This is a genomic window from Geodermatophilus sp. SYSU D00815 (assembly GCF_054050035.1).
Genome location: NZ_JBJGYO010000009.1, coordinates 114,485 through 137,998, shown reverse-complemented (window position 1 = coordinate 137,998; position 23,514 = coordinate 114,485). Strand labels below are relative to the sequence as shown.

Genomic DNA, 23,514 nt, shown 5'->3' with positions numbered 1-23,514 from the left:
CGGCGCGGGGGCGCTCAGGGGGCACCCTGCCCGGTCGGGGCCGCGCCCGCCAGGACCGGCGCGGGCGCCTTGAAGCCCTCGGCGACGAACCGCTCGGTGAGCCGCTGGCGGAGCTCGCGGGCGACCCGCCACTGGTCGGCGTTGGTGGTGCGGACCTGCACCCGCATGGTCACGCCGGCGGCGGTGATGGACTCGACGCCGAGCGACTCGGGCTCGGCGAGCATCACGTCGGCCCACTCCGGCTCGCCGTACATCTCGTCGGCGACCTCCTGCATCACCGCGCGGCAGCGCTCGAGGTCGGTGTCGTGGGCGACCGGCATGTCGATGACCACCTGGGCGAAGCCCTGGCTCTTGTTGCCCACCCGGAGGATCTCGCCGTTGCGGGCGTACCAGACCACCCCGTGCGCGTCGCGCAGCCGGGTGATCCGCAGGCCGACGGCCTCCACGGTGCCGCTGGCCTCGCCGAGGTCGACGACGTCGCCGACGCCGTACTGGTCCTCGAGGATGATCCCGATGCCGGCGATGAAGTCCTTGACCAGGTTCTGCGCGCCGAAGCCGAGCGCGACGCCGATGACGCCGGCGCTGGCGATGATCGGCGCCAGGTTGACCCCGATCTCGCCGAGCACCAGGACGACGGCGATGCCGAGGATGACGAACGAGGAGAAGCTGCGCAGCACCGAGCCGATCGCCTCGGCCCGCTGCGTCCGGCGGGCCGCGATCGTCTCCACGCCGACCGGGTCGGCCTGCCGCCCGCGGCGGCGCCACGGCCGCAGCACGCTGGGCACCGCCCCCGTGGCCGTGCGCTCGGTGAGCCGCCGGATGCCGCGGTTGACCATGAGCCGCACCAGCGCGGCCAGGACGACGATCAGCAGGATCCGCAGCGGCTTGGTGACCAGCGTCTCGGCGTGCTCCTGCCACCACTCCTGGGTGAACAGCCCGGCCGCCGCGGCGGACAGGTCGTCGGCGGCGGCGAACACGGACGGTGAAGCACTCATCACCCTCGATACTCCCAGGCGGGTGGCGGTCTGTCAGCGACCGGCGGCGTCCTGTTGCCCCACCCGGGACGTAAGTCCCGTCGCGGCGGCGAGGAACGCCAGCTGGTCGGCGGCCAGGCCGACGGTGCGGCTCACCGCGCGGGCCCCGTGCCCCAACGAGGTCTCCCGCCGCAGCACGATCGGCGCCTCGGCGCGGGTGGCGTGCTGGAGCGCGGCGGCCAGCTTGCGGGCGTGCAGCGGGTCGACCCGGGTGTCGGACTCGAAGGTCGTGAACAGCACCGCCGGGTACGCCGTCCCCTCCCGCACGGCGTGGTAGGGCGAGTAGCCGAGCAGCCAGCCCAGCTCGACCGGGTCCTCGGCCGTGCCGTACTCGTCGTTCCAGGTGCGGCCGAGGCCGAAGCGCTCGTAGCGCACCATGTCCAGCAGCGGCGCGCTGCAGACCACGCCGGCGGCGAGGTCGGGGCGCTGGGTGAGCGTGGCCCCGACGAGCAGGCCGCCGTTCGAGCCGCCCATGACCGCCAGCTGCCCGTGCGTCGTCCAGCCCTGGGCCACCAGGTGCTCGCCCGCGGCGGCGAAGTCGTCGAAGACGTTCTGCTTGCGCTCGCGCATGCCGGCGCGGTGCCACTCCTCGCCGTGCTCGGAGCCCCCGCGCAGGTTGGCCACCGCCCACACGCCCCCGGCGGCGACCCAGGCCAGCGCCTGCGCCGAGTAGGCCGGGGTGAGGGCGACGTTGAAGCCGCCGTAGCCGTAGAGGACGGTCGGCCGCGGCGTGTCCGGCGCGCCGGACGCCGAGAGCACGAACAGGTGCACCGGCGTGCCGTCCGCCGACGTCGCGTGCGTCTCCACCACGGCGACCGGCGGGACCTCGCCGGCGACGGGCGCCCTCTCGTCCTCCGCCGGCGCCGGTTCGGCGCTGTCCCAGCGGTAGACCGACGGCGGGGTGGCGTAGTCGGTGTAGCCCAGCCAGGCGGTCGTGCCGCCCTCCGGCGGGGCGGAGACGCCGGCGATGCTGCCGATCCCCGGCGCCGGCACGTCGCGGAGCCGGCCCGACCCGTCCGCGGCCCAGACGGAGAGCCGGTCGGTGGCGTCCACGGCGTGCACCGCGAGCACCCGCAGGTCGCCGTCGGGGCCGTCGACGAGGGCGAGGTCGGTGAGGACGGCGTCCTCGGCCTGCGGGACCACCTCGCGCCAGGCCTCCGGCGCCCAGGTGGCCGGGTCCGCCGGGTCGGCGACGGCGAGCCGCCAGCGCGGGGCGTCCCGGTCGCTCATCAGCCACAGCCGCCCGTCGCGGGCGACCCAGGCCGTCGTCTGGGCGTCGACGCCGACCTGCAGCTCGCGCAGGCCGCCGTCCCCCGCCAGGTCGGCCAGCCAGACGTCGTCGCGCGGCGCGGTGCCGATCGAGGCCGAGACGACCAGCCAGCGGCCGTCACGGCTGGTGCGCACGCCGAAGTAGGTGGACGGGTCGCTGCCCTCGCCGTGCACGAGCTCGTCGCCGTCCGGGTCGGTGCCCACCCGGTGGCGCCACACGCGGCGGTGGAACTGCTCCTCGCCGGCCGGCACCCGGTCCGGCGGCAGCCGGCGGACGTAGAACAGCTCCTCGCCGCCGGGCAGCCAGGCGACGGGGGAGTAGCGGCAGCGGTCGATCGGGCCCTCGACGAGCTCCCCGGTGGCGACGTCGAGCACGTAGAGGCGGGACTCCTCGTCCCCGCCGGTCGAGACCTGGTAGGCCAGCCGGTCGCCCTCCCAGGACGGCGACCACGCGTCGAGCGTCGTGGTGCCCTCCGGGTCGAGCGCCACCGGGTCCACCAGCACGCGCACGGTGCCGTCGGGCTCGCGCACCCGCAGCACCGCGTGCTCCTGGCCGGGGTCGCGCCGGGTGGAGAAGGCGCGCTTCCCGCGCCACACCGGGACGCCGACCGCGCCGGCGTGCACCAGCCGCTCCAGCCGGGCGGCGAACTCCGCGCGCAGCGGAAGGGCGGCGAGGTGCTCGGCGGCGAGCGCGTCCTGGGCCGCGGTCCACGCCTGCGTGCGCGGGTCGGCGGCGTCCTCGAGCCAGCGGTAGGGATCGGCGATCCGGTGTCCGTGCAGGTCCTCGACGAGGTCGAGCCTCGGTGCCTCGGGATAGCGCATCGGCGGCCACGCTAGCCGACGGCGACGACGGCGCACCGCGACCGGCTTCACATCCCGCCGCGCGAACCCGCGAGCGCGCAAGCCGCGTCGCAGGTCAGAATGGGGCTGCCCGCGGGTCCTGGAGTGCCCGGCGGTCCGGGGCGACCGGAGGTGCCCCGTGCCGAGAACCGCGTCCGGGTCGTCGACGGCGAGCCACCCGGGTTCGCGCCGTGACCCCCACCCCCGACCACTCCCGGCTGCGCCCGCGCGGTCCACCACCGCCGCGACCCTGCTGCTCAACGCCACCTACGAGCCGTTGTGCGTCGTCTCCAGCCGCCGGGCGATCGTGCTCGTGCTGGCCCAGAAGGCGGAGGCGGTCGACGTCGCCGGCGACGTCGTGCACGCCGAGTCGATCAGCCTGCCGGTGCCCGTGGTGGTGCGCCTGACCCGCTACGTCCGCGTGCCCTACCCGGCGCAGGTGCCGCTCTCGCGCCGCGCCGTCTTCACCCGCGACGGGCAGACCTGCGTGTACTGCGGCGGCAGCGCCACCAGCATCGACCACGTCGTCCCGCGCAGCCGCGGGGGCACCCACACCTGGGACAACGTCGTCGCGGCCTGCCGCCGGTGCAACCACACGAAGGCCGACCGGTCGCTGGCCGAGCTCGGCTGGAAGCTGCCGCACCCGCCGCGGACGCCGAGCGGCGCCGCCTGGCGGCTGCTGGGGGCGCGCACCGTCGACCCGCGCTGGCGCGAGTGGCTGGGCGTGCCCGAGAGCGTGAGCGCTTGAGGGAGGACCCCCGTTCGGCCACCGCGCGCCGGCTGTGGGCGCTGGGGGAGCCGTACCACGCCCTGACGTACTTCACCGACGAGTCGCGCGCCGCGGCGCGGGACGTCGGGCTCACCGGCTTCTGGAACGGCTACTTCGCCTTCCGGGCCGCGCCGCTGGGCGCGGTGGGGGCGCCGGTGGTGACGGCGACGTTCTACAACTTCGCGCCGGCGTTCGTGCAGCGCCGCGTGCCGGCGGTGTGGGACGCCGCGTCGCCGGCCGAGGCGCTGGGCGCGCGCCTGGCCGGGGTGGACGCCGCCGTGCGGCGGGTGTTCGGCGCGGAGTGGCTCGCCTCCGCCGAGGCCGCCGAGGCGGCGGAGCTGGTGCGGATCGCGGCCGAGGCCGTCGACCTGCCCGGCCGGCCGCTGGCCGCCGCCAACGCCGGGCTGCCCGAGCCCGACGCGCCGCACCTGCTGCTGTGGCAGGGGCTGACCACCCTGCGCGAGCACCGCGGGGACGGGCACAACGCCGCGCTGCTCGAGCGGGAGGTCGACGGCGCCGGCGCGCACGTGCTCGCCGCCGCGGCGGGGCGGGCCGACCGCGACTGGCTGGTGCGGGCCCGCGGGTGGGACGACGAGGCGTGGTCCGCCGCGGCCGCCCGCCTCATCGAGCGGGGCTGGCTGGCCGGCGGGGAGCTCACCGCCGAGGGGACCGCGGTGGTCGCCGCCGTCGAGGCCGACACCGACCGGCTCGCCCTCGGTCCCTGGCGGGCGCTCGGCGACACCCGCTGCGAGCGGCTGGCCGAGCTGCTGACGCCGATCCGCCGGACCGTCCTCGCCGCGGGCGCCTGGGAGCCCGGCAACCCCATCGGCGTCCCCGACGTCACCTGACCACCGAGCTGGCCATTCCGGGTGGTCAGGTGACGCGGGCGAGCTCGGCGGGGTAGCTCTCGTGCGCGCCGGTGGCCAGCACGTCGCGGAACCGGGCCATCGCGTCCCACACGTCGACGAACCGGGTGTACAGCGGCGCGGGCCCCAGCCGCACCCGGTCCGGCGTCCGGTGGTCGGGCACGACGCCGCGGTCGACGAGCGCCTGGGTGAGCTGCCAGGCGGCCGGGTGGGCGAGCGTCACGTGCGAACCCCGCCGGGCCGCCTCGCGCGGCGAGGCCAGCGCGACGCCGAGCGGCACGAGCCACTCGTCGGCGAGGGCCACCAGCAGGTCGGTGAGCGCCCGGCCCTTCGCGGCCAGGCGGTCGATGCCGGCCTCGGCGATCAGCCCGACGCCGACCTCGACCGCCGCCATCCCGAGGATCGGCGGCGTCCCGACGCCGAAGCGCTCGATGCCCGGGACCGGCTCGTACACCGGCCCCATCGCGAACTGGTCCTGCTGGCCGAACCAGCCCCAGATCGGCTGGCGCAGCGAGTCCTGCAGGTCGCGGCGCACGTAGAGGAACGCGGGGGCGCCCGGGCCGCCGTTGAGGTACTTGTAGGTGCACCCCACGGCGAGGTCGGCGCCCGACGCCGCGAGGTCCACCTGCACCGCGCCGGCGGCGTGCGAGAGGTCCCACAGCACCAGCGCGCCCGCGTCGTGGACCATCCGGGTCACGGCCGGCACGTCGAGCAGCGCCCCCGAGCGGTAGGCCACCGAGGACAGGACGACGACGGCGACCCGCTCGTCCAGCGCCGCGGCCAGCACCGCCGGGTCGAGGCCCTCGTCGATGTCGGCGGGGATCTCGCGCACGGTCAGCCCGCGGGCCTGCGCCACCCCGGCCACGATGTAGCGGTCGGTGGGGAAGTCGTCGGCGCAGCAGACGACCACGTCGCGGCCGGGGCGGCCGTCCACCGCGGCGGAGACCAGCTTGAACAGGTTCACCGACGTGGAGTCGGCGACCAGCACCTCGCCGGGCCGGGCGCCGAGCACGCCGGCGGCCAGCGCGTCGCCGAGCCGCGTCGCCGTGCGGATCCAGGTCGACCAGGAGCCGACCAGGCCGCCGGCCCACTCGGTCTCGACGACGCGGGCCAGCGCCGCCGGCGTCTCCTTCGGCATCCGGCCCAGCGAGTTGCCGTCGAGGTACAGCAGCCGCTCGGGGCCCTCGTCGTCGGCGCCGGCGAAGCGGCCGCGGAAGCCGGCGAGGGGATCGGCGTCGTCGAGCTGCTCGGCGGCGGTGCGGCTCCGGTCCATGGGCTCCTGTCTACAGGGTCTAGCGTCGCTGGCCGTGACCGAGCTCCACGAGCTGACCGCGCTCGAGCAGGCCGCCGCGGTGCGGGCCGGCGAGACCAGCCCGACCGAACTGGTCGCGCACGCGCTGCGCCGGGTCGAGGCGCTCGACCGCTCGCTGGGCGCCTTCCTCACGGTGACGCCGCAGCGGGCGCTGGCCGCCGCGGCGCGGGCCGAGCGGCTGCTGCGCGCCGGCGGCGACCTGCCGCCGCTGCTCGGCGTCCCCACCGCGATCAAGGACCTGAACAACACCGCCGGCGTGCGCACCACGTTCGGCTCGGCGGTGATGGCCGACTTCGTGCCCGACGTCGACGACGCCGTGGTGACCCGGCTGGCCGCCGCCGGGACGATCAGCCTGGGCAAGACGAACACCCCCGAGTTCGGCTTCCCCTGCTACACCGACAACGACCTGGTCGGCCCGGCCCGCTGCCCGTGGGACCCGTCCCGCCTGGCCGGCGGCTCCAGCGGCGGCGCCGCGGTCGCCGTCGCCGCCGGCATGCTGCCGTTCGCCCAGGGCAGCGACGGCGGCGGCTCGATCCGCATCCCGGCGAACGCGACCGGCATCTTCGGCATCAAGCCGGCGCGCGGCCGGGTCAGCAACGCCCCGTTCGGCGGCGACGTCACCGGGTTGGGCACCAACGGGCCGCTGGCCCGCACCGTGCGCGACGCCGCGGCGATGCTCGACGCCATGGCCGGTCCCGAGCCCGGCGACCCGGCCTGGGCGCCGCCGCTGCCGGCGGGGGAGACCTTCCTGGCCGCCGCCGACCGGGCGCCGGGCCGGCTGCGGATCGGCCGGGTGCTGGAGTCGCCGATGCCCGACACCGCGCTGGAGCCCGAGGTCGCCGCGGCGCTCGACGACGCCACCGAGCTGCTGGGGTCGCTCGGCCACGACGTCGAGGAGGTCTCGACCGGGCTGCTCACCGGGGACGTGCTCGGCGCCTTCGAGCGCACCTGGTGCCTGTCGGGCACGCTGCTGCCGGTGCCGCCGACGCGGGTGGGCGAGCTGCGCCCGCTCACCCGCGAGCTGCGCGCCCGCGGTCTCGGCCTGTCCGCGCAGGCGGCGATGGAGGCGATGTCGGCGCTGCGGCTGTTCTCCCGCCGGTTCGTGCGGGCCACCGCCGCCTACGACGTCCTGCTCGCCCCGGTGTGCACCATGACCCCGCGGCCGGTCGGCTGGTTCGACGCCGACGGCGACGGCGCCGCCGACTTCGAGCGGCAGAAGCGCTACGCCGCCTTCACCGCGCTGTACAACGTCACCGGTCAGCCCGCCGTCAGCGTGCCGCTGCACTGGACCGCCGACGGCCTGCCGGTGGGGACGATGCTGGTCGGGCGGCCCGCCGACGAGGCGACGCTGATCTCCCTGTCCGCCCAGCTGGAGAGCGCGCGACCGTGGGCGCAGCGCCGTCCCGCCACGTGGTGACGAGAATCGCCAGGTGCCCCGGTAGATTCCACCCCGTGACCGTCGTCGAGACCATCCTCGTCTACGCCGTCGCGCCGCTGGCCGTGATCGCGGTGCTCGCGGTGCTGACCCTGGTGCCCGGGCGGCGCAAGCGCCCCCGCTACAAGCCGGGCCAGGCCTGGGAGCACGCCCCCGTCTGGTACGAGCCCCACCCGGGGGCCACCGGCCACGGCGGCGGGCACGGCGAGGGCCACGGCGCCCCGGCGTTCGGCGCGGCGGTCTCCGGCGGCGAGACCAAGGCCATCGGCTCCTCCCTGTACGGGGAGCCCGTCGGCTCCGCCGCCGGCGGCGGCTCCACCGGCGCGTCCGCCGCCTCGGCGGCCCCGACCCGCGCGACGGCCGCCGGTCCGCGCGGCGGCGCCCGCGGGACCTGGTGACCCGGCCGTGACCCCCTTCGACCTCTCCGACGGAGCCCGACGATGACCCGCGCCCTCGAGGTGGAGTCCCACGACACGGCCACCACGGCCACCGCGCCCGCGCGGACCGACGAGGCCGAGCCGCTCGACTCGATCTTCACGTGGCAGGAGCTCGGCCGCCTCGACGAGGCGCTGACCATGGCCTCCCGGGAGACCGGCCTGCGCTTCACCCTCTACATCGGCGACCTCGGCAAGGGCACCCGCCTGCGCGCCGAGGAGCTGCACGCCGCGTCCGGGCCCGACCCGTCGAACTCCGTGCTGGTGGCGGTCTCGCCCGGCCAGCGGGTCATCGAGGTGGTCACCGGCGCGACGGCCGCCCGCCGGCTGCCCGACCGGGCCTGCGCGCTCGCCGTGCTGTCGATGACGACGTCCTTCGCCGGCGGCGACCTGGTGGGCGGGATCGTCAACGGCCTGCGCCAGATGTCCGACCAGGCCGGCCGGCTCCGGCACCGCGCCGACCACTGAGCCGAGGCCCCGCCGCGGGCGGGGAGGCCGCACGGGAAGGGCCCGGTCCGGTGGACCGGGCCCTTCCGCACGTCAGCTCCCCGACGCGTCGCACTCCCGGCAGCGCAGGGCCCGGGTGATGCCGTCGCGGCCCTCGGCCACCAGCCGGCGCAGCGAGCTGGGGTGGTCGGGCGCCGACAGCCAGGCGTCGGCGGCGTCGACGGTCCGCCGCTCGACGACCGGCGGGAACAGGTACTGGACGGCGTTCTTGGCGATCTCGCCCGGGCGGCGGTCCCACAGCGGGCGGATGTCGGCGAAGTACCGCTCGACGTAGCCGCCGGTGAGGTCGCGCTGCGCCGGGTGCCAGAAGCCGGCCAGCAGCGCCTCGTGGACGGCGTTGGGGATCTCGTCGTCGTGGAAGGCCCGCTGCCAGGCCAGCTCCTTGGCCTCCGCCGTGGGCAGCAGCGCGCGGGCGGTCGCCGCGCGGCGGATGCCGGTCGCGGTGGCGTCCCGCTCCGCCTCGGCGTCGATCTCGCCCGCCCCGGCCGCGCCGATGGCGACGAGCCCGTGCAGGAACGCCCACCGGGCGTCGGCGTCGACCTCGAGCCCCTCGAAGGCCACCGACCCGTCGAGCAGGCCGCGCAGCACCGCGGCGTGCTCGTCGGTGCGGGCGGCCGCGGCGAAGGTCCGCGACCACTGCAGCTGCTGGTCGCTGCCCGGCGCGGCGGTGCGCAGGGCGGCCAGCGACCGGTCGGCCAGCGCCGCCCAGCCCTCCGGCGCCCAGCCCGGGTCGGCGTAGGAGGTCAGCGCCGCCTGCACGCGGGCGAGCAGCGCCTGGACGACGCTGATCTCGGTCTCGGCGTCGACCCCGCCCAGCACCAGCTCCACCCACTCGCGGGCCGGCAGCTCGGCGTCGCGGGTCATGTCCCACGCCGCCGACCAGCACAGCGCGCGGGCCAGCGAGTCGGGCATGGTGCCGATCCGCTCGCGCAGGGTGGCCAGCGAGCGCTCGTCGAGCCGCAGCTTGGCGTAGGTGAGGTCGTCGTCGTTGACCAGCACGAGATCGGCCGCCGGGTGCCCGACCAGCTCGGGCACCTCGGTGCGGGCGCCGGTGACGTCGAGCTCGACGCGGTTGCTGCGGGTGAGCCCGTCGGGGCCGGAGTCGTAGAGGCCGACCGCCAGCCGGTGGTTGCGCAGCACCGGGTGCTCGGCGACGGCGGTCTGCTCGATCGCGAAGCTCGCGTAGCGGCCGTCGTCGGTGAGCTCGTGGACCGGGCGCAGGGTGTTGACCTGGCTGGTGCGCAACCACTGGTCGGCCCACTCCGACAGGTCGCGGCCGGTGCTCTCCGACAGCGGCCCGAGCAGGTCGGCCAGCGTGGTGTTGCCGTACTCGTGCTTGCGGAAGTACCGCCGGATGCCGGCCAGGAACTCCTCGCGGCCGACGTAGGCGACGAACTGCTTGAGCACCGAGGCGCCCTTGGCGTAGGTGATGCCGTCGAAGTTCACCTCGACCGCGGCGACGTCGACCATGTCGGCGGCGATCGGGTGGGTGGAGGGCAGCTGGTCCTGCGCGTACGCCCACGCCTTCTCGGTGTTGGCGAACGTCGTCCAGGCGGTCGTGTACTCGGTGGCCTCGGCCTGGCACAGGGTGCTGATGTAGGTGGCGAACGACTCGTTGAGCCAGAGGTCGTCCCACCACTTCATGGTCACCAGGTCGCCGAACCACATGTGCGCCAGCTCGTGCAGCACCGTCTCGGCCCGACGCTCGTAGCGGGCACGGCTGACCTTGGAGCGGAAGACGTAGTCCTCCAGGAAGGTCACCGCCCCGGCGTTCTCCATGGCGCCGGCGTTGAACTCGGGCACGAACAGCTGGTCGTACTTGTCGAACGGGTACGGGTAGTCGAACACCCGGTGGTAGAAGTCGAAGCCCTGCTTGGTGACCCGGAACAGCTCGTCGGGGTCGAGGTGCTTGGCCAGCGAGGCGCGGCAGTACAGACCCAGCGGGATGCCGTCGTGCGAGTCGGTGACCTTGGCGTAGGGCCCGGCGATCAGCGCGACCAGGTAGGTCGAGATGCGCTTGGTGGGCGTGAAGTGGACCAGCTGCGAGCCGCCGGGGCCGGCCTCGATGGTGCGCTCGCCGGTGTTGGAGACGACCTGCCAGTCGAACGGCGCGGTGACGTGCACCGTGAACGTGCCCTTGAGGTCGGGTTGGTCGAAGCAGGCGAACATCCGCTTGGCCTCGGCCGGCTCGAAGTGGCTGTACAGGTAGACGTGGCCGTCCTCGGGGTCCTCGAACCGGTGCAGGCCCTCACCGGAGTTGGAGTAGCGGCAGTCGGCGTCGACCGTGAGCGTGTTGCTCTCGGCGAGCTCGGGCAGCGGCAGGCCGCCCTCCTCGGTGTACGTGCTCACGTCGAGCTCGACGCCGTTGAGCGTCGCGGAGCGGACCTGCTCGGCGACGAGGTCGATGAAGGTGCTCGCGCCCGGCCGGCGGCAGGTGAACTCCACCGTCGTCGTGGAGCGGAAGGTCTTGTCGCCGGGGTGCCCGGCGCCGTCGGTCACGTCGAGGGCGAGGTCGTAGGACTGCACGGCCAGCAGCTCGGCGCGGGCGGCGGCGTCGTCTCGGGTCAGGTTGGGTACGGCCACGACGGGCAGCTTCCCATGCGGGGACGACGGGGTCCGCCGCCGTCCGGAAGTTGAGGGAACAACCGTCGACCCCCGGGGCTTTCCCCGTCAGGACGACCACGAGCTTTCGAGGAGCACCCGAACGATGACCGAGGCAGTGCAGAGCGCCCCCACCACCGCCCGCGTGGACTTCTGGTTCGACCCGCTGTGCCCGTGGGCCTGGCTGACCAGCCGCTGGGTGCTCGAGGCGGCCAAGGTGCGCGACCTGGACCTCCACTGGCACGTCATGTCCCTGTCGGTGCTCAACCGCGGCCGCGACCTGCCCGCCGAGTACCAGGAGATGATGGAGAAGGCGATCGGCCCGGTGCGCGTGCTGATCGCCGCCGCGCAGAAGTTCGGCGACGAGGTGCTCGGCGACCTCTACACCGCCATGGGCACGCTGCGGCACCACGAGAAGCTGGAGCTCGAGGACATCGTCGTCCCGGCGCTGGAGCGCGTGGGCCTGCCGGTCGAGCTGGCCGAGGCGGCCACCTCCACCGAGTACGACGAGGCCCTGGAGCAGAGCCACCACGAGGGCATGGACCCGGTCGGCGAGGACGTCGGCACCCCGGTCATGCACATCGACGGCGTCGCCTTCTTCGGCCCGGTGATCAGCAAGGTGCCCACCGGCGAGGAGGCCGGCAAGGCCTTCGACGGCGCGGTGCTGCTGGCCAACCTGCCCTCGTTCTGGGAGCTCAAGCGCACCCGCACCGAGGGTCCGGACATGAGCTCGGTGCCGGCCGACGTCCTGGAGATCACCCCCCGCTGAGGAAGGACCCCGCTGCCCCCGCCACCTGCGGGCTCGCGGCGGGTCCCTGCAGCGAGGCCTGGACGGGGGCTGCGGCATGCTGAGGCGGTGCCGCACCCCGTCCGCCAGCGCATCCTGATCACCGGCGCGAGCTCCGGCCTCGGGGAGGGCATGGGCCGCCGCTTCGCCGGCATGGGCCGCGACCTCGCCCTCGTCGCCCGCCGCACCGACCGGCTGGAGCTGCTGCGCGAGGAGCTGCTCGCCGCCCACCCCGGCATCCGCGTGGAGGTCGGCGCGCTCGACGTCGACGACCCCGACGCCGTGGCGACCGTCGTCCCCGAGCTGGCCGACCGGCTGGGCGGGTTCGACCGGGTGATCGCCAACGCCGGCATCGGCAAGGGCGCCTCGGTCGGCACCGGCAAGGCGTGGGCCAACCGGGCGACGCTGCTCACCAACGTGCTGGGCACGCACGCCACCTGCGAGGCGGCGATGGAGCTGTTCCGGGCGCAGGGCGCCGGGCACCTGGTGGTCGTCTCGTCCGTGGCCTCGATCCGCGGCATGAAAGGCACCCGCAACGCCTACGGGGCCAGCAAGGCGGCGCTCAACGCGCTGGCCGAGGGGATCCGCTCCGACGTCCTGGGCAGCCGGATCGTCGTCTCCACGATCCTGCCGGGCTACATCGAGACCGAGATCAACGTCGGCCGGCGCGGGCCGTTCACCGTGGGCCTGGACAAGGGCGTCGACGCGCTGGTGGCGGCGATCGAGCGGGAGCCGGCCAAGGCGTACGTGCCGGAGTGGCCGTGGCGGCCGATCGCCGGGCTGCTGCGGGTCCTCCCGCTCGCCGCCGTCCGCCGCGTCACCGGGAAGTAGGCGCCGCCCGCGGGGCGGTCACACCTCCCGGGACAGGGCCGTGACCAGCGTCGGCAGCACCAGGCCGACGTGGAAGGGCAGCAGCAGGGCGGCCGTGAGCACGCCGGTGCCGGGGTGCGGCAGGTCCAGCACCAGCCACAGCACGACGCCGGCCAGCTCGGCGGTCAGCAGCCCGAACCCGACGCGGTAGCCGCGCGCGTAGGCCTCCCCGCGCACCTGCCACTGGCGCTCGTCGAGCACCTCGCGCGGCAGCTCCTCCACCCCCCGGGTCGAGGCCTTGAGCGCGCCCAGGCACAGGACGAAGGCGACGACGACGAGGGCCAGGCCGACCGCCACGGCCACCGGCGCGGCCGGCAGCGCCACGAACAGCCCCGCCTCGACGACGAGCAGCGCGACCAGGGCCGCCCCCAGCCGGCGGCGGGCCCGAGGGGTGCGCAGGCCCTCGAAGCGGGGGTCGTCGAGCCGGTCGGCGCGGCGCTCGGCCCGGGCGGTGCGGGTGCTGGTCATGACCTCTCCTGGGTGCCGTAGAGCTGCTCGGACAGGGTGCGGAAGGGCGTGAGGCTGAAGACGGCCTCCACCGGGAGCCCGAAGACGGCGGCCAGCCGCAGCGCGAGCACCGCGCTCGGGCTGTACTCGCCGCGCTCGAGGTAGCCGATGGTCTGGTAGTGCACGCCGACGGCGTCGGCCAGCTGCTGGCGGCTCAGCCCGCGCTCGGCCCGCAGGACGGCGAGCCGGTTGTACAGCCGGGCGTCGTCGTCCGCCTTCCGCCGTGCCATGTAGCAAATGTACTACACGATGACGCGATAGGGCTCTGCGTCGTCGCGCCGATGCTCACCAGGCGATGCGCATGGGGCGGCCGCGGGCGTCGCGCTCGTCGCCGCCCACGGACGACGCCGTGCCCTGGGCGATCCGCCGCGCCGACCACGCCGCCGCGCACGCGTCGAGGCAGTCGACCGCCGGCACGCCGACCGGCGCGGCCGCCAGCGCGTCGAGCACGTCCACCACCGGTTGCAGCGCCCGGATGCGCTGGGCCAGCCCGCGGGCGGAGGCCTTGGGGTCGGTGACGCCGGCCAGCCCGCGGCGGAACGCCAGCTCGGGGTGGACCTCGTGCACGCGCGGCTCGGGCTCGTCGCCCAGGGCGTGGTCGAGCGAGCGGATCGCCGGCGCCAGGTTCCACGCCTGCACCGACAGCGCCTTGCCCGAGGCGGCCCGCGAGACGGCGCAGGCCTCCTCGTACGAGCCGCAGCCGAGCACCGGCCGCACCGGCGCGGGGAACACCGAGCTGCCGGCGCGGCCGAGCAGCCGGCGCGCGGCCACGTCACACGCCCGCGGCCCGTCGTCCGACAGCCCGATCGGCATGTCGACGCCGATCACCTCGACGCCGGGCACGGCCAGGACGGCGGCGGCGTCGGGCAGCGCCAGCAGGGTGACCGAGCGCCCCTCGAGCAGCGCCCCCACCCACCGCCCGCGCCAGCCGTCGACTCCCAGCACCGCCACGCGGCGAGCCTGACAGACTGCGGGTCATGCGCGTCTTCCTCGGCAGCGACCACGCCGCCTACGAGCTCAAGGAACACCTGGTCAAGGTGCTCGGCGAGGCCGGTCACGAGCCGGTCGACTGCGGCGCCCACGTCTACGACGCCGAGGACGACTACCCGCCGTACTGCTTCGACGTGGGCGAGCGGGTGGTGGCCGAGCCCGGCACGCTCGGCGTCGTCCTCGGCGGCTCGGGCAACGGCGAGCAGATCGCGGCCAACAAGGTGCCGGGCATCCGCGCGGCCCTGGCCTGGAACCGCGACACCGCCACGCTGGCCCGGCAGCACAACGACGCCAACGTCGTCGCGGTGGGCGCCCGCCAGCACTCGCTCGACGAGGCGGCCGAGCTGGTCCTCCTCTTCCTCGACACGCCGTTCAGCGGCGATGCCCGGCACCAGCGGCGGATCGGGCTGGTCAGCGACTACGAGCGCGACCGGCACCGCCCGGCCGGCGGGGTGCCCACCCACACGACCGGGGCGTGACGGGGGAGGACCTCCGGCGGGCGGTGGCGGCCGCGCGGGAGGTCTTCGCCGGCGCCGACGCGGCCGCGCCGGTCCCGCTGATGGCGACCGACGTCTCCGGGGTCGCCGCGCACCTGGGCACGGTGCTGGTCTGGTACGCGCAGGACCTCGCCGCGGGGCCGGACCGCACCGACGCCGTGGAGATCGAGCCCCGCGCCGACGCCGGCCTGCCCGAGCGGCTGCGCCAGCTCGAGGCGGCGGCCACGGTGCTCGCCCGCACCGTCGACGGCGCCGGCCCCGACGAGCGCGGCTGGCACGACTGGGGGATCGCCGACGCCACCGGGTTCGCCGGCATGGGCTGTGCCGAGCTGCTGGTGCACGCCGGCGACGTCGCCGAGGCGCGGGCCCTGCCGTGGGCGCCGCCGGCCGACCTCGCCGACGCCGTCCTGGCCCGGCTGTTCCCGTGGGTGCCGGCCGACGGCGACCCGGCCGCCGCGCTGCGGTGGGCGACCGGCCGCACCGCGCTGCCCGGCCGCGAGCGGCTGCGGTCGTGGCGCTGGCACTGCGCCCCGCTGGAGGAGTGGGACGGCGCCGTCCCGGCGTGAGCCCCCGGACGGCGTCCTGTCAGAACTCCTCGGAGCACCAGGGGGCGACCGGCCAGCCGAACGCCGTCGACGCCTGGGTGACCGCGCCGGGGCTGACCTCGGTGACCCGGCCGGCGGCCTGCATCGCCGCCAGCGACGTGCCGCCCAGGTAGGCCGCGGCCAGCGCCTCGACGTCGACGACCAGGTCGGGGTCGGCGTCGGTGGGCGCGCAGAAGGCGCCGGCGGGGGTGCCGTTGAGGTGGAAGCGGCCGTCGTTCCAGGGGCAGAACCGGTCGCGCACCTCGAGCACCAGGTTGACCGGCGCCGGGTAGCGGCGGGCGGCGAGCGCGCGGTCGACGTCGACCAGCCGCACCCAGAGCCCGTCGATCGCCTGGGTGTGCAGGGCGCGGGAGTCGGCGACGAGGTGGCGGACCGGGTCGTCGGGGGAGCCCATGGGGTAGCGGACGTGCCGGACGAGGTCGACCGAGAGCAGGAACTGCCACAGCGCCGCGTACGCGGTGGTGCTCGTCGCGCGGACCTCCTGGACGGTGAGCGTGCTGTCGGGCTCGCCGGAGTCGGTCCAGGTGTTCTTGATCCGGAAGGCCGCGTAGCCGGTGACCGTGCCGTCGGGCTCTGTGTGCAGCAGGTGCCGCAGCGCGGTCTGGCCCTCGCGGTTCTCGGGGGCGTCGCGCAGGGTGCGGTCCCACCAGCGGTCGTCGCGGGCCATCTGGCCGGGCACCTGGCGGCGCAGCGCGTCGAACAGGGGCATCGCCGCGGCGCGGTACTCCTCGACGGTCACCCGCTCCACCCGGCCCTTCCCGACGTCGATCCCGGGGCGCAGCGCCAGCCGCTCGGTGCGCCCGCTCAGCGAGCCGCGGTAGGACGCCGGCGCGTACCCGTACCGCCCGTAGATCGGGAACTCGGCGGCCCACAGCGCCGCCACCGGCTCGCGCTGCTGCTCGTGCAGGTCGGTGAGCTGCCGCCGCATGATCGAGGTGAGCACGCCCTGCCGCCGGTGGGTCGGGGCGACGGTGACCCAGGTGACGCCGGCGGTGGGGACGACGGCCCCGGGCACGGTCATCTCCAGGCTGTAGATGCCCGACGTGGCGACGACGCGGTCGCCCTCCCACAGGCCCAGCGAGCGGTCGAGCTCGGCGATGGGCGCCGGGGTGTCCAGCCACGGCCCCGAGGGGTCCTCGGCGAACACGTCGAAGATGGCCCGCCAGAACGCCGGGTAGTCGTCGAGGGTCGCGGGGCGCAGCTGCGCGGTGAAGTCGGGCACGCCGTCGTGTCTACAGGCCGCCTCCGACACGGCGCCAACGACTTCCGCGGCGGTGGCCGTGATCAGCTCACCTGATCCCCGCGGCTCCTCCCCCACGTCCCACCGTGGGGGTGGAGCCATCACGATCAGGCCAGCTGATCACGGGCCGCGGCTGCCGGGACCTCAGCTGCGGAGGTAGGCCAGCGTGGCCATCACCCGGCGGTGCTGGTCCTCGTCGGGCGCCAGCCCGAGCTTGGCGAAGATGTGCTGGGTGTGCTTCTCCACCGCCCCCGGCGTCACCACGAGCAGCCGGGCGATCGCGGTGTTGGAGTGCCCCTCCGCGATCAGCCCCAGCACCTCCCGCTCCCGCGGCGTCAGCCGGCGCACCGGGTCGTCGGCCCGGCGCCGGGCGAACAGCTGCGCGACCACCTGCGGGTCGAGCACCGTGCCGCCGCCGACGACGTCCTCCAGCGCGGCGAGGAAGGTGTCGACGTCGGCCACCCGGTCCTTGAGCAGGTAGCCGACGCCGCCGGCGCCGTCGGCGAGCAGCTCGTCGGCGTAGGCCACCTCCACGTACTGCGACAGCACCAGGACGGCGGTGCCGGGCACCGTCCGCCGCGCCTCGACGGCGGCCCGCAGCCCCTCGTCGGTGTGCGTGGGCGGCATCCGGACGTCGACGACGGCGACGTCGGGCCGGTGCTCCACCACCGCCTTCACCAGCGAGGGGCCGTCGGCCACCGCCGCGACGACCTCCGCGTCGGCCTCGGCGAGCAGCCGCACGAGGCCTTCGCGGAGGAGCACCGAGTCCTCGGCGAGCACTACCCGCACGGCACCTCCGCCACCAGCCGCGTCGGCCCGCCGCGCGGGCTGTCCACGGCCAGGGTGCCGTCCACCGCGCGCAGCCGGTCGGCCAGCCCGGCCAGGCCGTGCCCGGGCGCCAGCACCGCGCCGCCGCTGCCGTCGTCCTCGACCTCGACGCGCAGCAGGCCGGCGAAGCGGGCCACCGCGACCCGGACCGTCGTCGCGCCGCTGTGCTTGGCCACGTTGGCCAGCGCCTCGCTGACCACGAAGTACGCGGTGTTCTCGGCGACGGGCGACAGCCGGCCCTCGGGCAGGTCGACCACGAGCTCGATCGGCACGGGGGAGCGGGCGGCCAGCGCGGCGAGCGCGGCGGCCAGGCCGCGGTCGGCCAGCACCGGCGGGGCGATGCCGCGGGAGAGGGCGCGCAGCTCCTCCAGCGTCTCGCGGGCCAGCCCGGCGGCGTCGCCGAGCGTGGTGCGGGCGGCCTCGGGGTCGCGGTCCATCTGCCGCTGCGCGCGGGCGAGGTCCATCTGCAGCCGCACCAGCCGCTGCTGCGGGCCGTCGTGGATGTCGCGCTCCAGCCGGCGCAGCTGCTCGGCCTCCGCCGCCACCGCGGCGTCGCGGCCGCCGGCCAGCCGGCCGATCTCGGCCTGGGTGGCGGCCCGGGAGGTGAGCAGCGCCCGGGAGAGCTGGGCCTGCAGCAGGGCGGTGGCCCGGACGACGAACGGCAGGATCACCGCGAACAGCAGCCCGATGGCCGTGTAGAAGGCGATCCGCGCGCCGGCGGAGCTCTCGAAGCCGAGCAGCTCGAGCAGGTCGGTGTTGTCGGCCGACGTGCTCGGGTCGGGCAGCGCCCAGTCCCACGCCCCGTAGGTGATGCCGCCGAGCGCCACCGCCCAGAACGTCACGGTCAGGACGAAGCCGGCGATCGCCAGGGGGAAGGCGAGCACCGCGTGCAGCGCGTCGAGCCAGGTCTGCGGGTCGCGCAGCGGCGTGGCCAGCCGGCGCACCCGGCCGCCGTCGGGCCGCAGGTACGCCGGGCGCGGCACGTCGCGGCCCAGGACGGGGGTGATCATCGCCCGCTCGACGCCGGCGAAGCCGCGCGCCACCAGCAGGGTGACGGCGAGGACGGCGACGCCGACCCACACGACCAGCAGCCCGGCGCCCACCGACAGGCCGGTGATCACGGCCACGAAGGCGGCGATCGCGATCGGGAAGCGCAGCAGGTTGTAGGCGGAGTCGGTGCCGAGCTGCCCGAGCCGGCTGCGCGGCTCCAGCGCGGCCGCGGGCGGGGAGGGGAGCACGGCGGTGTCGGTGGTCATGGCATCGAGCCTGCGGCCGGCGCCGGCGGGAACCCACCCCGCTGGCTGGCCGATCGGGGTTCGGGCTGGCCCGACTGCTGGTTGCTGCTCATCTCGGGCGCCGATCGTCCCCGGGCCGCCCGGCCGCTGTCCAGCGACCTCACTACTGTCGGGGAGTCGGGGGGGAACGGAGGAAGCGTGCGTCTCCATCGCGGTCCGGCCGTGCTCGCGGCGGCGGTCCTGCTGGCCGGTTGCACCTCGTTCGCCGACGACGACGGGGGGAGCGGCGGCGGGTCCGGCGACGCCCGGGCGACCACGACGGCGCCGGCCGAGGAGCTCACCGTGGTGGCCGACGAGGACCCGGTGGCCGCGGCGGTCAGCACCAGCCGCGCGCTGTACGAGTCCGCCGACGTCGTCGTCATCGCCCGGGAGGGGGACGACGCCGGTACGCTGCTCGGCGCCTCGGCCGCGGTGGGTCTCGGCGTCCCGCTGCTGCTGGAGCGCGCCGGGGGCGCGGTGGACGACGGCCTGGCCGCCGAGGTGGACCGGCTGGGCGTGGACGCGGTGCTCGCCGTCGGCGAGGCCGAGGGCTCCGCGCTCGGCAGCGCCACCGAGGAGGACGGTGGACGGGGGACCCGGGAGACGATCGCCGTCGCCGCCGACCCGGAGGCCGTGGCGGCAGCCGGCGTCCCGCTCGGCGGGACCGAGCAGGTGGCGCTCGACGACGCGGTCGCCGCCGTCGCGGCGATGGACCCGGAGCAGCCGGACGCGCTTCTCCCCGAGGGCGCCGAGCCCGCGGGGACCGACGGCGCCCCGGAGGAGCTGCCCGAGGTGGCCCGCGCCGATCCGCTGGACGACGTCGTCGTCCTGGCCGCCGGCGGCCCCGGCGACGTGGCCGGCACGGCCACCGCCCGGGCGGCGGGCGCGCGGGTCGTGGCGACCGGCGGCAGCACCGACCCGCGCTCGTCGGCCGACGTCGTCGACGCGCTCGCGGCGCACGAGGGCGGCGTGCTGGCCCTCGGCGCGGGCTTCGCCGCGGAGGACGGGCTGGACTGGAAGCTGGCGACGGCGCGGTCCGGCGCGCAGCTGCCCGGCGGCGGGCAGACGCTGTTCCCCGGCCGGATGCTCGTGGCCCTGTACGGCAGCCCGGGCACCGGGGCGCTCGGGGTCCTCGGCGAGCAGGACGTCGACGCCAGCGTGCAGCGGGCCCGGGAGCACGCCGCCCCCTACGAGGACCTGGTCGACCGGCCCGTCGTCCCGGCGTTCGAGATCATCGTGACCGTCGCGTCGTCGGTGCCGGGTCCGGACGGCAACTACTCGACCGAGCTGGACCTGGAGACCATCCGCCCGTGGGTCGAGGCGGCCGGGGAGGCCGGCATCTACGTCTTCCTCGACCTGCAGCCCGGCCGCACCGACTTCCTCACCCAGGCGCGGGCCTACCAGCCGCTGCTGGAGCTGCCGCACGTCGGGCTGGCGCTGGACCCGGAGTGGCGGCTGGGGCCGAACGGCGTGCACCTGCAGACGATCGGCTCGGTGGGGGTGGACGAGGTCAACTCGGTGATCACCTGGCTGGCCGACCTCACCCGCGAGCGTCAGCTGCCGCAGAAGCTCCTCGTCGTCCACCAGTTCCAGCTGCGGATGATCTCCGACCGCCAGCGGCTGGACCTCTCCCGCGACGAGGTCGCGGTGACGATCCACGCCGACGGGCAGGGGGCGCAGGGCGACAAGCAGGCCACCTGGAACGCCCTCCACCAGGACCTGCCGGCCGGTCCGCTGGCGTGGGGCTGGAAGAACTTCTACGACGAGGACGTCCCGATGCTCACGCCTGAGCAGACGGTCGAGTCGGTGAACCCGGTCCCGGATCTCGTCAGCTACCAGTAGTCCGGGGGCTCCCGGATTGTCGGTCGGCTGTGGTGTGCTGATCGCCCTTCGACGAGAGGAGTGGTCCGCGGTGACAACGGTGGCGATCGGCCCTGCCGAGCAGCTCGACCCCCGACTGCTCGAGCACCGCAGGGAGCTCACCGGCTACTGCTACCGCATGCTCGGGTCGTCCTTCGACGCCGAGGACGCGGTGCAGGAGACGATGGTGCGGGCCTGGCGCGGCCTGGCCAGCTTCGAGGGCCGCTCGGCGCTGCGCTCCTGGCTGTACCGCATCGCCACCAACGTCTGCCTCGACCAGCTGTCGGGCCGGCAGCGCCGGGCGCTGCCGATGGACCTCTCCGGCGACCCCTGGCAGCCGGTGGAGTCGTCGCTGGCGGCCCGGCGGCCGGGGACGGCGTGGGTCGAGCCGGTGCTCGACCGCCAGGTGCTCTCCGACGACGCCGACCCGGCCGAGCGCGCGGTCGAGCGGGAGTCCATCCGCCTGGCCTTCATCACCGCGCTGCAGCACCTGCCGCCGCGGCAGCGGGCGGTGCTGCTGCTCCGCGAGGTCCTGCGCTGGAAGGCCGAGGAGGTCGCGCAGCTGCTCGACACCACCGTCGCCTCGGTCAACAGCGCCCTGCAGCGGGCCCGCGCCACCCTGGCGCAGGTGGGCGGCCGGCCCGACCCGCAGCCGCTCGACGAGGAGCACCGCGAGCTGCTCGAGAAGTACGTCGACGCCTTCGAGCGCTACGACATCGACGGCCTCGTGCGGCTGCTGCACGACGACGTCACCCAGCACATGCCGCCGTTCGAGATGTGGCTGCGCGGCGCCGGCGACATCGCCACGTGGATGCGCGGCCCGGGCGCGAAGTGCGAGGGCTCGCGGGTGTTCGCGGTGTGGGCCAACGGCCAGCCCGCGGTGGCCCAGTACCGGCTGCGCGACGACGGCGGCCACGAGCCGTGGGCCCTGCACGTGCTCGACGTCGCCGACGGCAAGGTGGCCCGGATCAACAGCTTCCTCGACCTCGACCAGCGGCTGTTCACGCAGGTGGGCCTGCCGGGGGCGCTGGCGCCGGGGGAGCCGTTCCGGGTCGCCTGACCGCCGCCGTCGCGGTCCCGCACGGTTCCGCAACGTGTTGACGCGCCGGTCGCCGTGCCCGACCCTCGGGCGATGACGGTTCTCGCGCTCCCCACCGCCGGACGCTGGACCTGGGACGCCCGCGGCGACGGCCGCGCCGTCCGCGTCTCCACGCACGCCGACGTCGGGCTGCTCAACGTGAGCATCTGGCGGGACGACATCTGCGTCGGGACCGTCCGCCTGACCCCCGCGGACGCCGCCGCCTTCTCGGCGAGCCTGACCGACGGGATCGCCCGGCTGGCCGAGCGGCCGCCGGCGTCCGCCGCCGTGCCCGACCAGCTGCGGGAGCTGGAGGCGCGGGTCGCCCGCCTGGAGACCCGTCGTCCGGCGCCGGTCTGGCGCCGGGTCCCGACCGCCGTCGCCGCCTGGGCCGCGCGCACGCCCGGCTCCCGGCGGCGGACCGGGCCGACCGGCCGGGGATAGGGACGGGGTCGCGCGGGGTACCGCCCGAGCGCCCGAGCGCAGGGGGAGGCAGGACGCCGCATGCGGGACCGCGCAGGAGGCGAGCTCGCGGCCGCCCACCGGCGCACCGGTCTGACCGTGCGCGAGCTGTGGTTCCGCTACCTGGCGCTCGGCGGGAACGCCGACGAGGTGTCGGTCGAGGGCCAGCTGCACGGGCTGTTCGACCTGCCGCCGAGGGAGTTCAACGTCCTGGCCCACAGCGTGAACGAGGAGCTCGACGACCTGGCCGATGCGGGCCCGCGGGTGCCGATGCGGCCGCTGGCGCACGAGGAGCTGCACCGCCGCAACCGGTGATCCGGCGCGACCGTCCGGCGCCGGGCAACTGTGCGAGACTACGGCTCCGCACGCCTCGCCGGGACGCCGGCTCCGGCCGCCCGGCGGCGAGGAGGAGACGTGATGGCACGGCGGGACCTCGTGGTGGTCGGCGCTTCGGCCGGCGGCGTGGAGGCGCTCGTCCACCTGCTGCGGGGGCTGCCCGCCGACCTGCCGGCCGCCGTCCTCGTCGTCCTGCACATGCCCGCCGGCGCCCGCAGCGCGCTGCCCGCGATCCTGGGCCGGGCCTGCGACCTGCCCGTCCGGCACGCGGTCGACGGGGAGCCGCTCGAACCCGGCACCGTCCTGGTGGCGGTGCCCGACCGGCACCTGGTGGTCGTCGACGACCGGATCCTGCTCTCGCGCGGTCCGCGGGAGAACGGGCACCGCCCGGCGGTCGACGTGCTGTTCCGCTCGGCGGCCAGGGCCGCCGGCCGCCGGGTCGTGGCGGTGGTGCTCTCCGGCGCGCTGGACGACGGAACGGCGGGCGTGATCGCCGTCCGGGCGCGCGGCGGGGTGGGCGTGGCCCAGGACCCGGCCGACGCGATGTACCCGAGCATGCCGCTGCACGCCGCCGAGGTGGGCGGCGCGGAGCACGTGGTGCCGGTCGAGAAGATGGGCGAGCTGCTGAGCCAGCTGCTGGCCGAGGAGGTCGACGACGTGGACGAGCCGCCGCCCAGCGAGCTGATGGACACGGAGACGGCCATGGCCTACCTCGACCCGGACGCGGTGAACGCCCACGACCGGCCGGGCGCCCCGTCCGGATTCGGGTGTCCCACCTGCCACGGCGCGCTGTTCTCGATCACCGAGGGCGGCATGGAGCGGTTCCGCTGCCGCGTCGGCCACGCCTGGTCGCCGGAGGCGCTGGTGGCGGAGCAGTCCCAGGCGCTCGAGGGCGCGCTGTGGATGGCGCTGCGCGGGCTGGAGGAGCGCGCGGCGCTCGCCCTGCGCATGGGGGAGCGGGCCGAGCAGCGGGGGCACCGGCTCAGCGCCCGGGCGTTCCGCGAGCGCCACGACGAGGCCCAGCACGCCTCCGGGCTGCTGCGCCGGTTGCTGGAGCACGGCGAGCTGAACGGCGAGGTCAGCCTCCCCGGTGAGGCCGCGGAAGGGGCTTGA

Annotated in this window: 24 protein-coding genes; 14 read left to right on the top strand and 10 right to left on the bottom strand. The window is 75.9% G+C overall.

The features are described 5' to 3' along the window. Positions 1 to 14: 14 nt before the first annotated feature. Positions 15 to 995, bottom strand: a complete 981-nt coding sequence (locus ACI78S_RS12940; RefSeq protein WP_456973833.1) for a mechanosensitive ion channel family protein — start codon at positions 993 to 995, stop codon at positions 15 to 17. 33 nt (positions 996 to 1,028) lie between these two features. Continuing rightward, positions 1,029 to 3,125 carry a prolyl oligopeptidase family serine peptidase gene (locus ACI78S_RS12935; protein ID WP_456973831.1) on the bottom strand — a complete coding sequence of 699 codons (2,097 nt, stop codon included), beginning with the start codon at positions 3,123 to 3,125 and terminating at the stop codon, positions 1,029 to 1,031. A gap of 157 nt (positions 3,126 to 3,282) precedes the next feature. Here ACI78S_RS12935 and ACI78S_RS12930 point away from each other — a divergent pair, with 157 nt between their 5' ends. Beyond that, positions 3,283 to 3,891: an HNH endonuclease gene (locus ACI78S_RS12930; protein WP_456973829.1), complete on the top strand. Its 609-nt coding sequence runs from the start codon at positions 3,283 to 3,285 to the stop codon at positions 3,889 to 3,891. Then, a complete protein-coding gene (locus tag ACI78S_RS12925; protein ID WP_456973827.1) occupies positions 3,888 to 4,760 on the top strand; it encodes an SCO6745 family protein in 873 nt (290 codons plus the stop codon). Before ACI78S_RS12930 ends, ACI78S_RS12925 begins: the two co-directional genes overlap by 4 nt. Before the next feature lie 25 nt (positions 4,761 to 4,785). On the opposite strand, the gene kynU is transcribed toward ACI78S_RS12925, so the two are convergent. Then, on the bottom strand, positions 4,786 to 6,051 hold the full coding sequence (kynU, locus tag ACI78S_RS12920) for a kynureninase (RefSeq protein ID WP_456973825.1): 1,266 nt from the start codon (positions 6,049 to 6,051) through the stop codon (positions 4,786 to 4,788). Between the two features lie 34 nt (positions 6,052 to 6,085). On the opposite strand from kynU, the gene ACI78S_RS12915 reads away from it, so the two are divergent. Genes ACI78S_RS12915 through ACI78S_RS12905 form a run of 3 tightly spaced genes read left to right on the top strand, consistent with a single transcriptional unit; the run spans position 6,086 to position 8,427 of the window. Beyond that, complete coding sequence (locus tag ACI78S_RS12915) at positions 6,086 to 7,507, top strand: amidase (protein WP_456973823.1); 1,422 nt, start codon at positions 6,086 to 6,088, stop codon at positions 7,505 to 7,507. Between the two features lie 35 nt (positions 7,508 to 7,542). Continuing rightward, positions 7,543 to 7,923, top strand: a complete 381-nt coding sequence (ctaJ, locus tag ACI78S_RS12910; protein ID WP_456973821.1) for an aa3-type cytochrome oxidase subunit CtaJ — start codon at positions 7,543 to 7,545, stop codon at positions 7,921 to 7,923. A gap of 42 nt (positions 7,924 to 7,965) precedes the next feature. Then, positions 7,966 to 8,427, top strand: a complete 462-nt coding sequence (locus ACI78S_RS12905) for a DUF5130 family protein (protein WP_456973819.1) — start codon at positions 7,966 to 7,968, stop codon at positions 8,425 to 8,427. A 72-nt stretch (positions 8,428 to 8,499) separates the two neighbouring features. Here ACI78S_RS12905 and pepN read toward each other — a convergent pair whose 3' ends face one another. After that, the gene (gene pepN / locus ACI78S_RS12900) at positions 8,500 to 11,049 is read right to left on the bottom strand and encodes an aminopeptidase N (RefSeq protein WP_456973817.1); all 2,550 of its coding nucleotides are present in this window, start codon (positions 11,047 to 11,049) and stop codon (positions 8,500 to 8,502) included. Between the two features lie 124 nt (positions 11,050 to 11,173). On the opposite strand from pepN, the gene ACI78S_RS12895 reads away from it, so the two are divergent. Then, a complete protein-coding gene (locus ACI78S_RS12895; protein WP_456973815.1) occupies positions 11,174 to 11,836 on the top strand; it encodes a mycothiol-dependent nitroreductase Rv2466c family protein in 663 nt (220 codons plus the stop codon). 87 nt (positions 11,837 to 11,923) lie between these two features. Further along, a complete protein-coding gene (locus ACI78S_RS12890; RefSeq protein WP_456973813.1) occupies positions 11,924 to 12,685 on the top strand; it encodes an SDR family oxidoreductase in 762 nt (253 codons plus the stop codon). An 18-nt stretch (positions 12,686 to 12,703) separates the two neighbouring features. On the opposite strand, the gene ACI78S_RS12885 is transcribed toward ACI78S_RS12890, so the two are convergent. Genes ACI78S_RS12885 through ACI78S_RS12875 form a run of 3 tightly spaced genes read right to left on the bottom strand, consistent with a single transcriptional unit; the run spans position 12,704 to position 14,182 of the window. Further along, positions 12,704 to 13,192, bottom strand: a complete 489-nt coding sequence (locus ACI78S_RS12885; RefSeq protein ID WP_456973811.1) for a hypothetical protein — start codon at positions 13,190 to 13,192, stop codon at positions 12,704 to 12,706. Next, a complete protein-coding gene (locus ACI78S_RS12880) occupies positions 13,189 to 13,461 on the bottom strand; it encodes a helix-turn-helix transcriptional regulator (RefSeq protein ID WP_456973809.1) in 273 nt (90 codons plus the stop codon). The genes ACI78S_RS12885 and ACI78S_RS12880 overlap by 4 nt, the downstream gene beginning before the upstream one ends. 55 nt (positions 13,462 to 13,516) lie before the next feature. Then, positions 13,517 to 14,182, bottom strand: a complete 666-nt coding sequence (locus ACI78S_RS12875; protein WP_456973807.1) for a DUF429 domain-containing protein — start codon at positions 14,180 to 14,182, stop codon at positions 13,517 to 13,519. A 26-nt stretch (positions 14,183 to 14,208) separates the two neighbouring features. Here ACI78S_RS12875 and ACI78S_RS12870 point away from each other — a divergent pair, with 26 nt between their 5' ends. Both ACI78S_RS12870 and ACI78S_RS12865 read left to right on the top strand, forming a co-directional pair. Further along, complete coding sequence (locus ACI78S_RS12870; protein WP_456973805.1) at positions 14,209 to 14,700, top strand: ribose-5-phosphate isomerase; 492 nt, start codon at positions 14,209 to 14,211, stop codon at positions 14,698 to 14,700. After that, positions 14,697 to 15,284 (top strand): maleylpyruvate isomerase N-terminal domain-containing protein, encoded by a 588-nt coding sequence (locus ACI78S_RS12865; RefSeq protein ID WP_456973803.1) that lies wholly within the window; start codon positions 14,697 to 14,699, stop codon positions 15,282 to 15,284. Before ACI78S_RS12870 ends, ACI78S_RS12865 begins: the two co-directional genes overlap by 4 nt. A gap of 19 nt (positions 15,285 to 15,303) precedes the next feature. On the opposite strand, the gene ACI78S_RS12860 is transcribed toward ACI78S_RS12865, so the two are convergent. The 3 genes from ACI78S_RS12860 to ACI78S_RS12850 all read right to left on the bottom strand — a co-directional run bounded on the left by ACI78S_RS12860 (position 15,304) and on the right by ACI78S_RS12850 (position 18,647). Beyond that, positions 15,304 to 16,545 (bottom strand): GNAT family N-acetyltransferase, encoded by a 1,242-nt coding sequence (locus tag ACI78S_RS12860; protein WP_456973801.1) that lies wholly within the window; start codon positions 16,543 to 16,545, stop codon positions 15,304 to 15,306. A 162-nt stretch (positions 16,546 to 16,707) separates the two neighbouring features. Then, complete coding sequence (locus tag ACI78S_RS12855; protein WP_456973799.1) at positions 16,708 to 17,352, bottom strand: response regulator; 645 nt, start codon at positions 17,350 to 17,352, stop codon at positions 16,708 to 16,710. Then, positions 17,343 to 18,647, bottom strand: a complete 1,305-nt coding sequence (locus ACI78S_RS12850) for a sensor histidine kinase (RefSeq protein ID WP_456973797.1) — start codon at positions 18,645 to 18,647, stop codon at positions 17,343 to 17,345. Before ACI78S_RS12850 ends, ACI78S_RS12855 begins: the two co-directional genes overlap by 10 nt. 177 nt (positions 18,648 to 18,824) lie before the next feature. Here ACI78S_RS12850 and ACI78S_RS12845 point away from each other — a divergent pair, with 177 nt between their 5' ends. The 5 genes from ACI78S_RS12845 (at position 18,825) to ACI78S_RS12825 (ending at position 23,514) form a co-directional block, all read left to right on the top strand. Next, the gene (locus tag ACI78S_RS12845; protein WP_456973795.1) at positions 18,825 to 20,507 is read left to right on the top strand and encodes a hypothetical protein; all 1,683 of its coding nucleotides are present in this window, start codon (positions 18,825 to 18,827) and stop codon (positions 20,505 to 20,507) included. A 79-nt stretch (positions 20,508 to 20,586) separates the two neighbouring features. Next, positions 20,587 to 21,585, top strand: coding sequence for a sigma-70 family RNA polymerase sigma factor (locus tag ACI78S_RS12840; RefSeq protein WP_456973793.1), 999 nt, complete (start codon positions 20,587 to 20,589; stop codon positions 21,583 to 21,585). 72 nt (positions 21,586 to 21,657) lie between these two features. Further along, positions 21,658 to 22,047: a hypothetical protein gene (locus ACI78S_RS12835; protein ID WP_456973791.1), complete on the top strand. Its 390-nt coding sequence runs from the start codon at positions 21,658 to 21,660 to the stop codon at positions 22,045 to 22,047. Positions 22,048 to 22,107: 60 nt separating this feature from the next. Next, positions 22,108 to 22,380 carry a hypothetical protein gene (locus ACI78S_RS12830; RefSeq protein WP_456973789.1) on the top strand — a complete coding sequence of 91 codons (273 nt, stop codon included), beginning with the start codon at positions 22,108 to 22,110 and terminating at the stop codon, positions 22,378 to 22,380. A gap of 102 nt (positions 22,381 to 22,482) precedes the next feature. Continuing rightward, entirely contained in the window at positions 22,483 to 23,514 is a 1,032-nt protein-coding gene (locus ACI78S_RS12825; RefSeq protein WP_456973787.1) for a chemotaxis protein CheB, read from the top strand.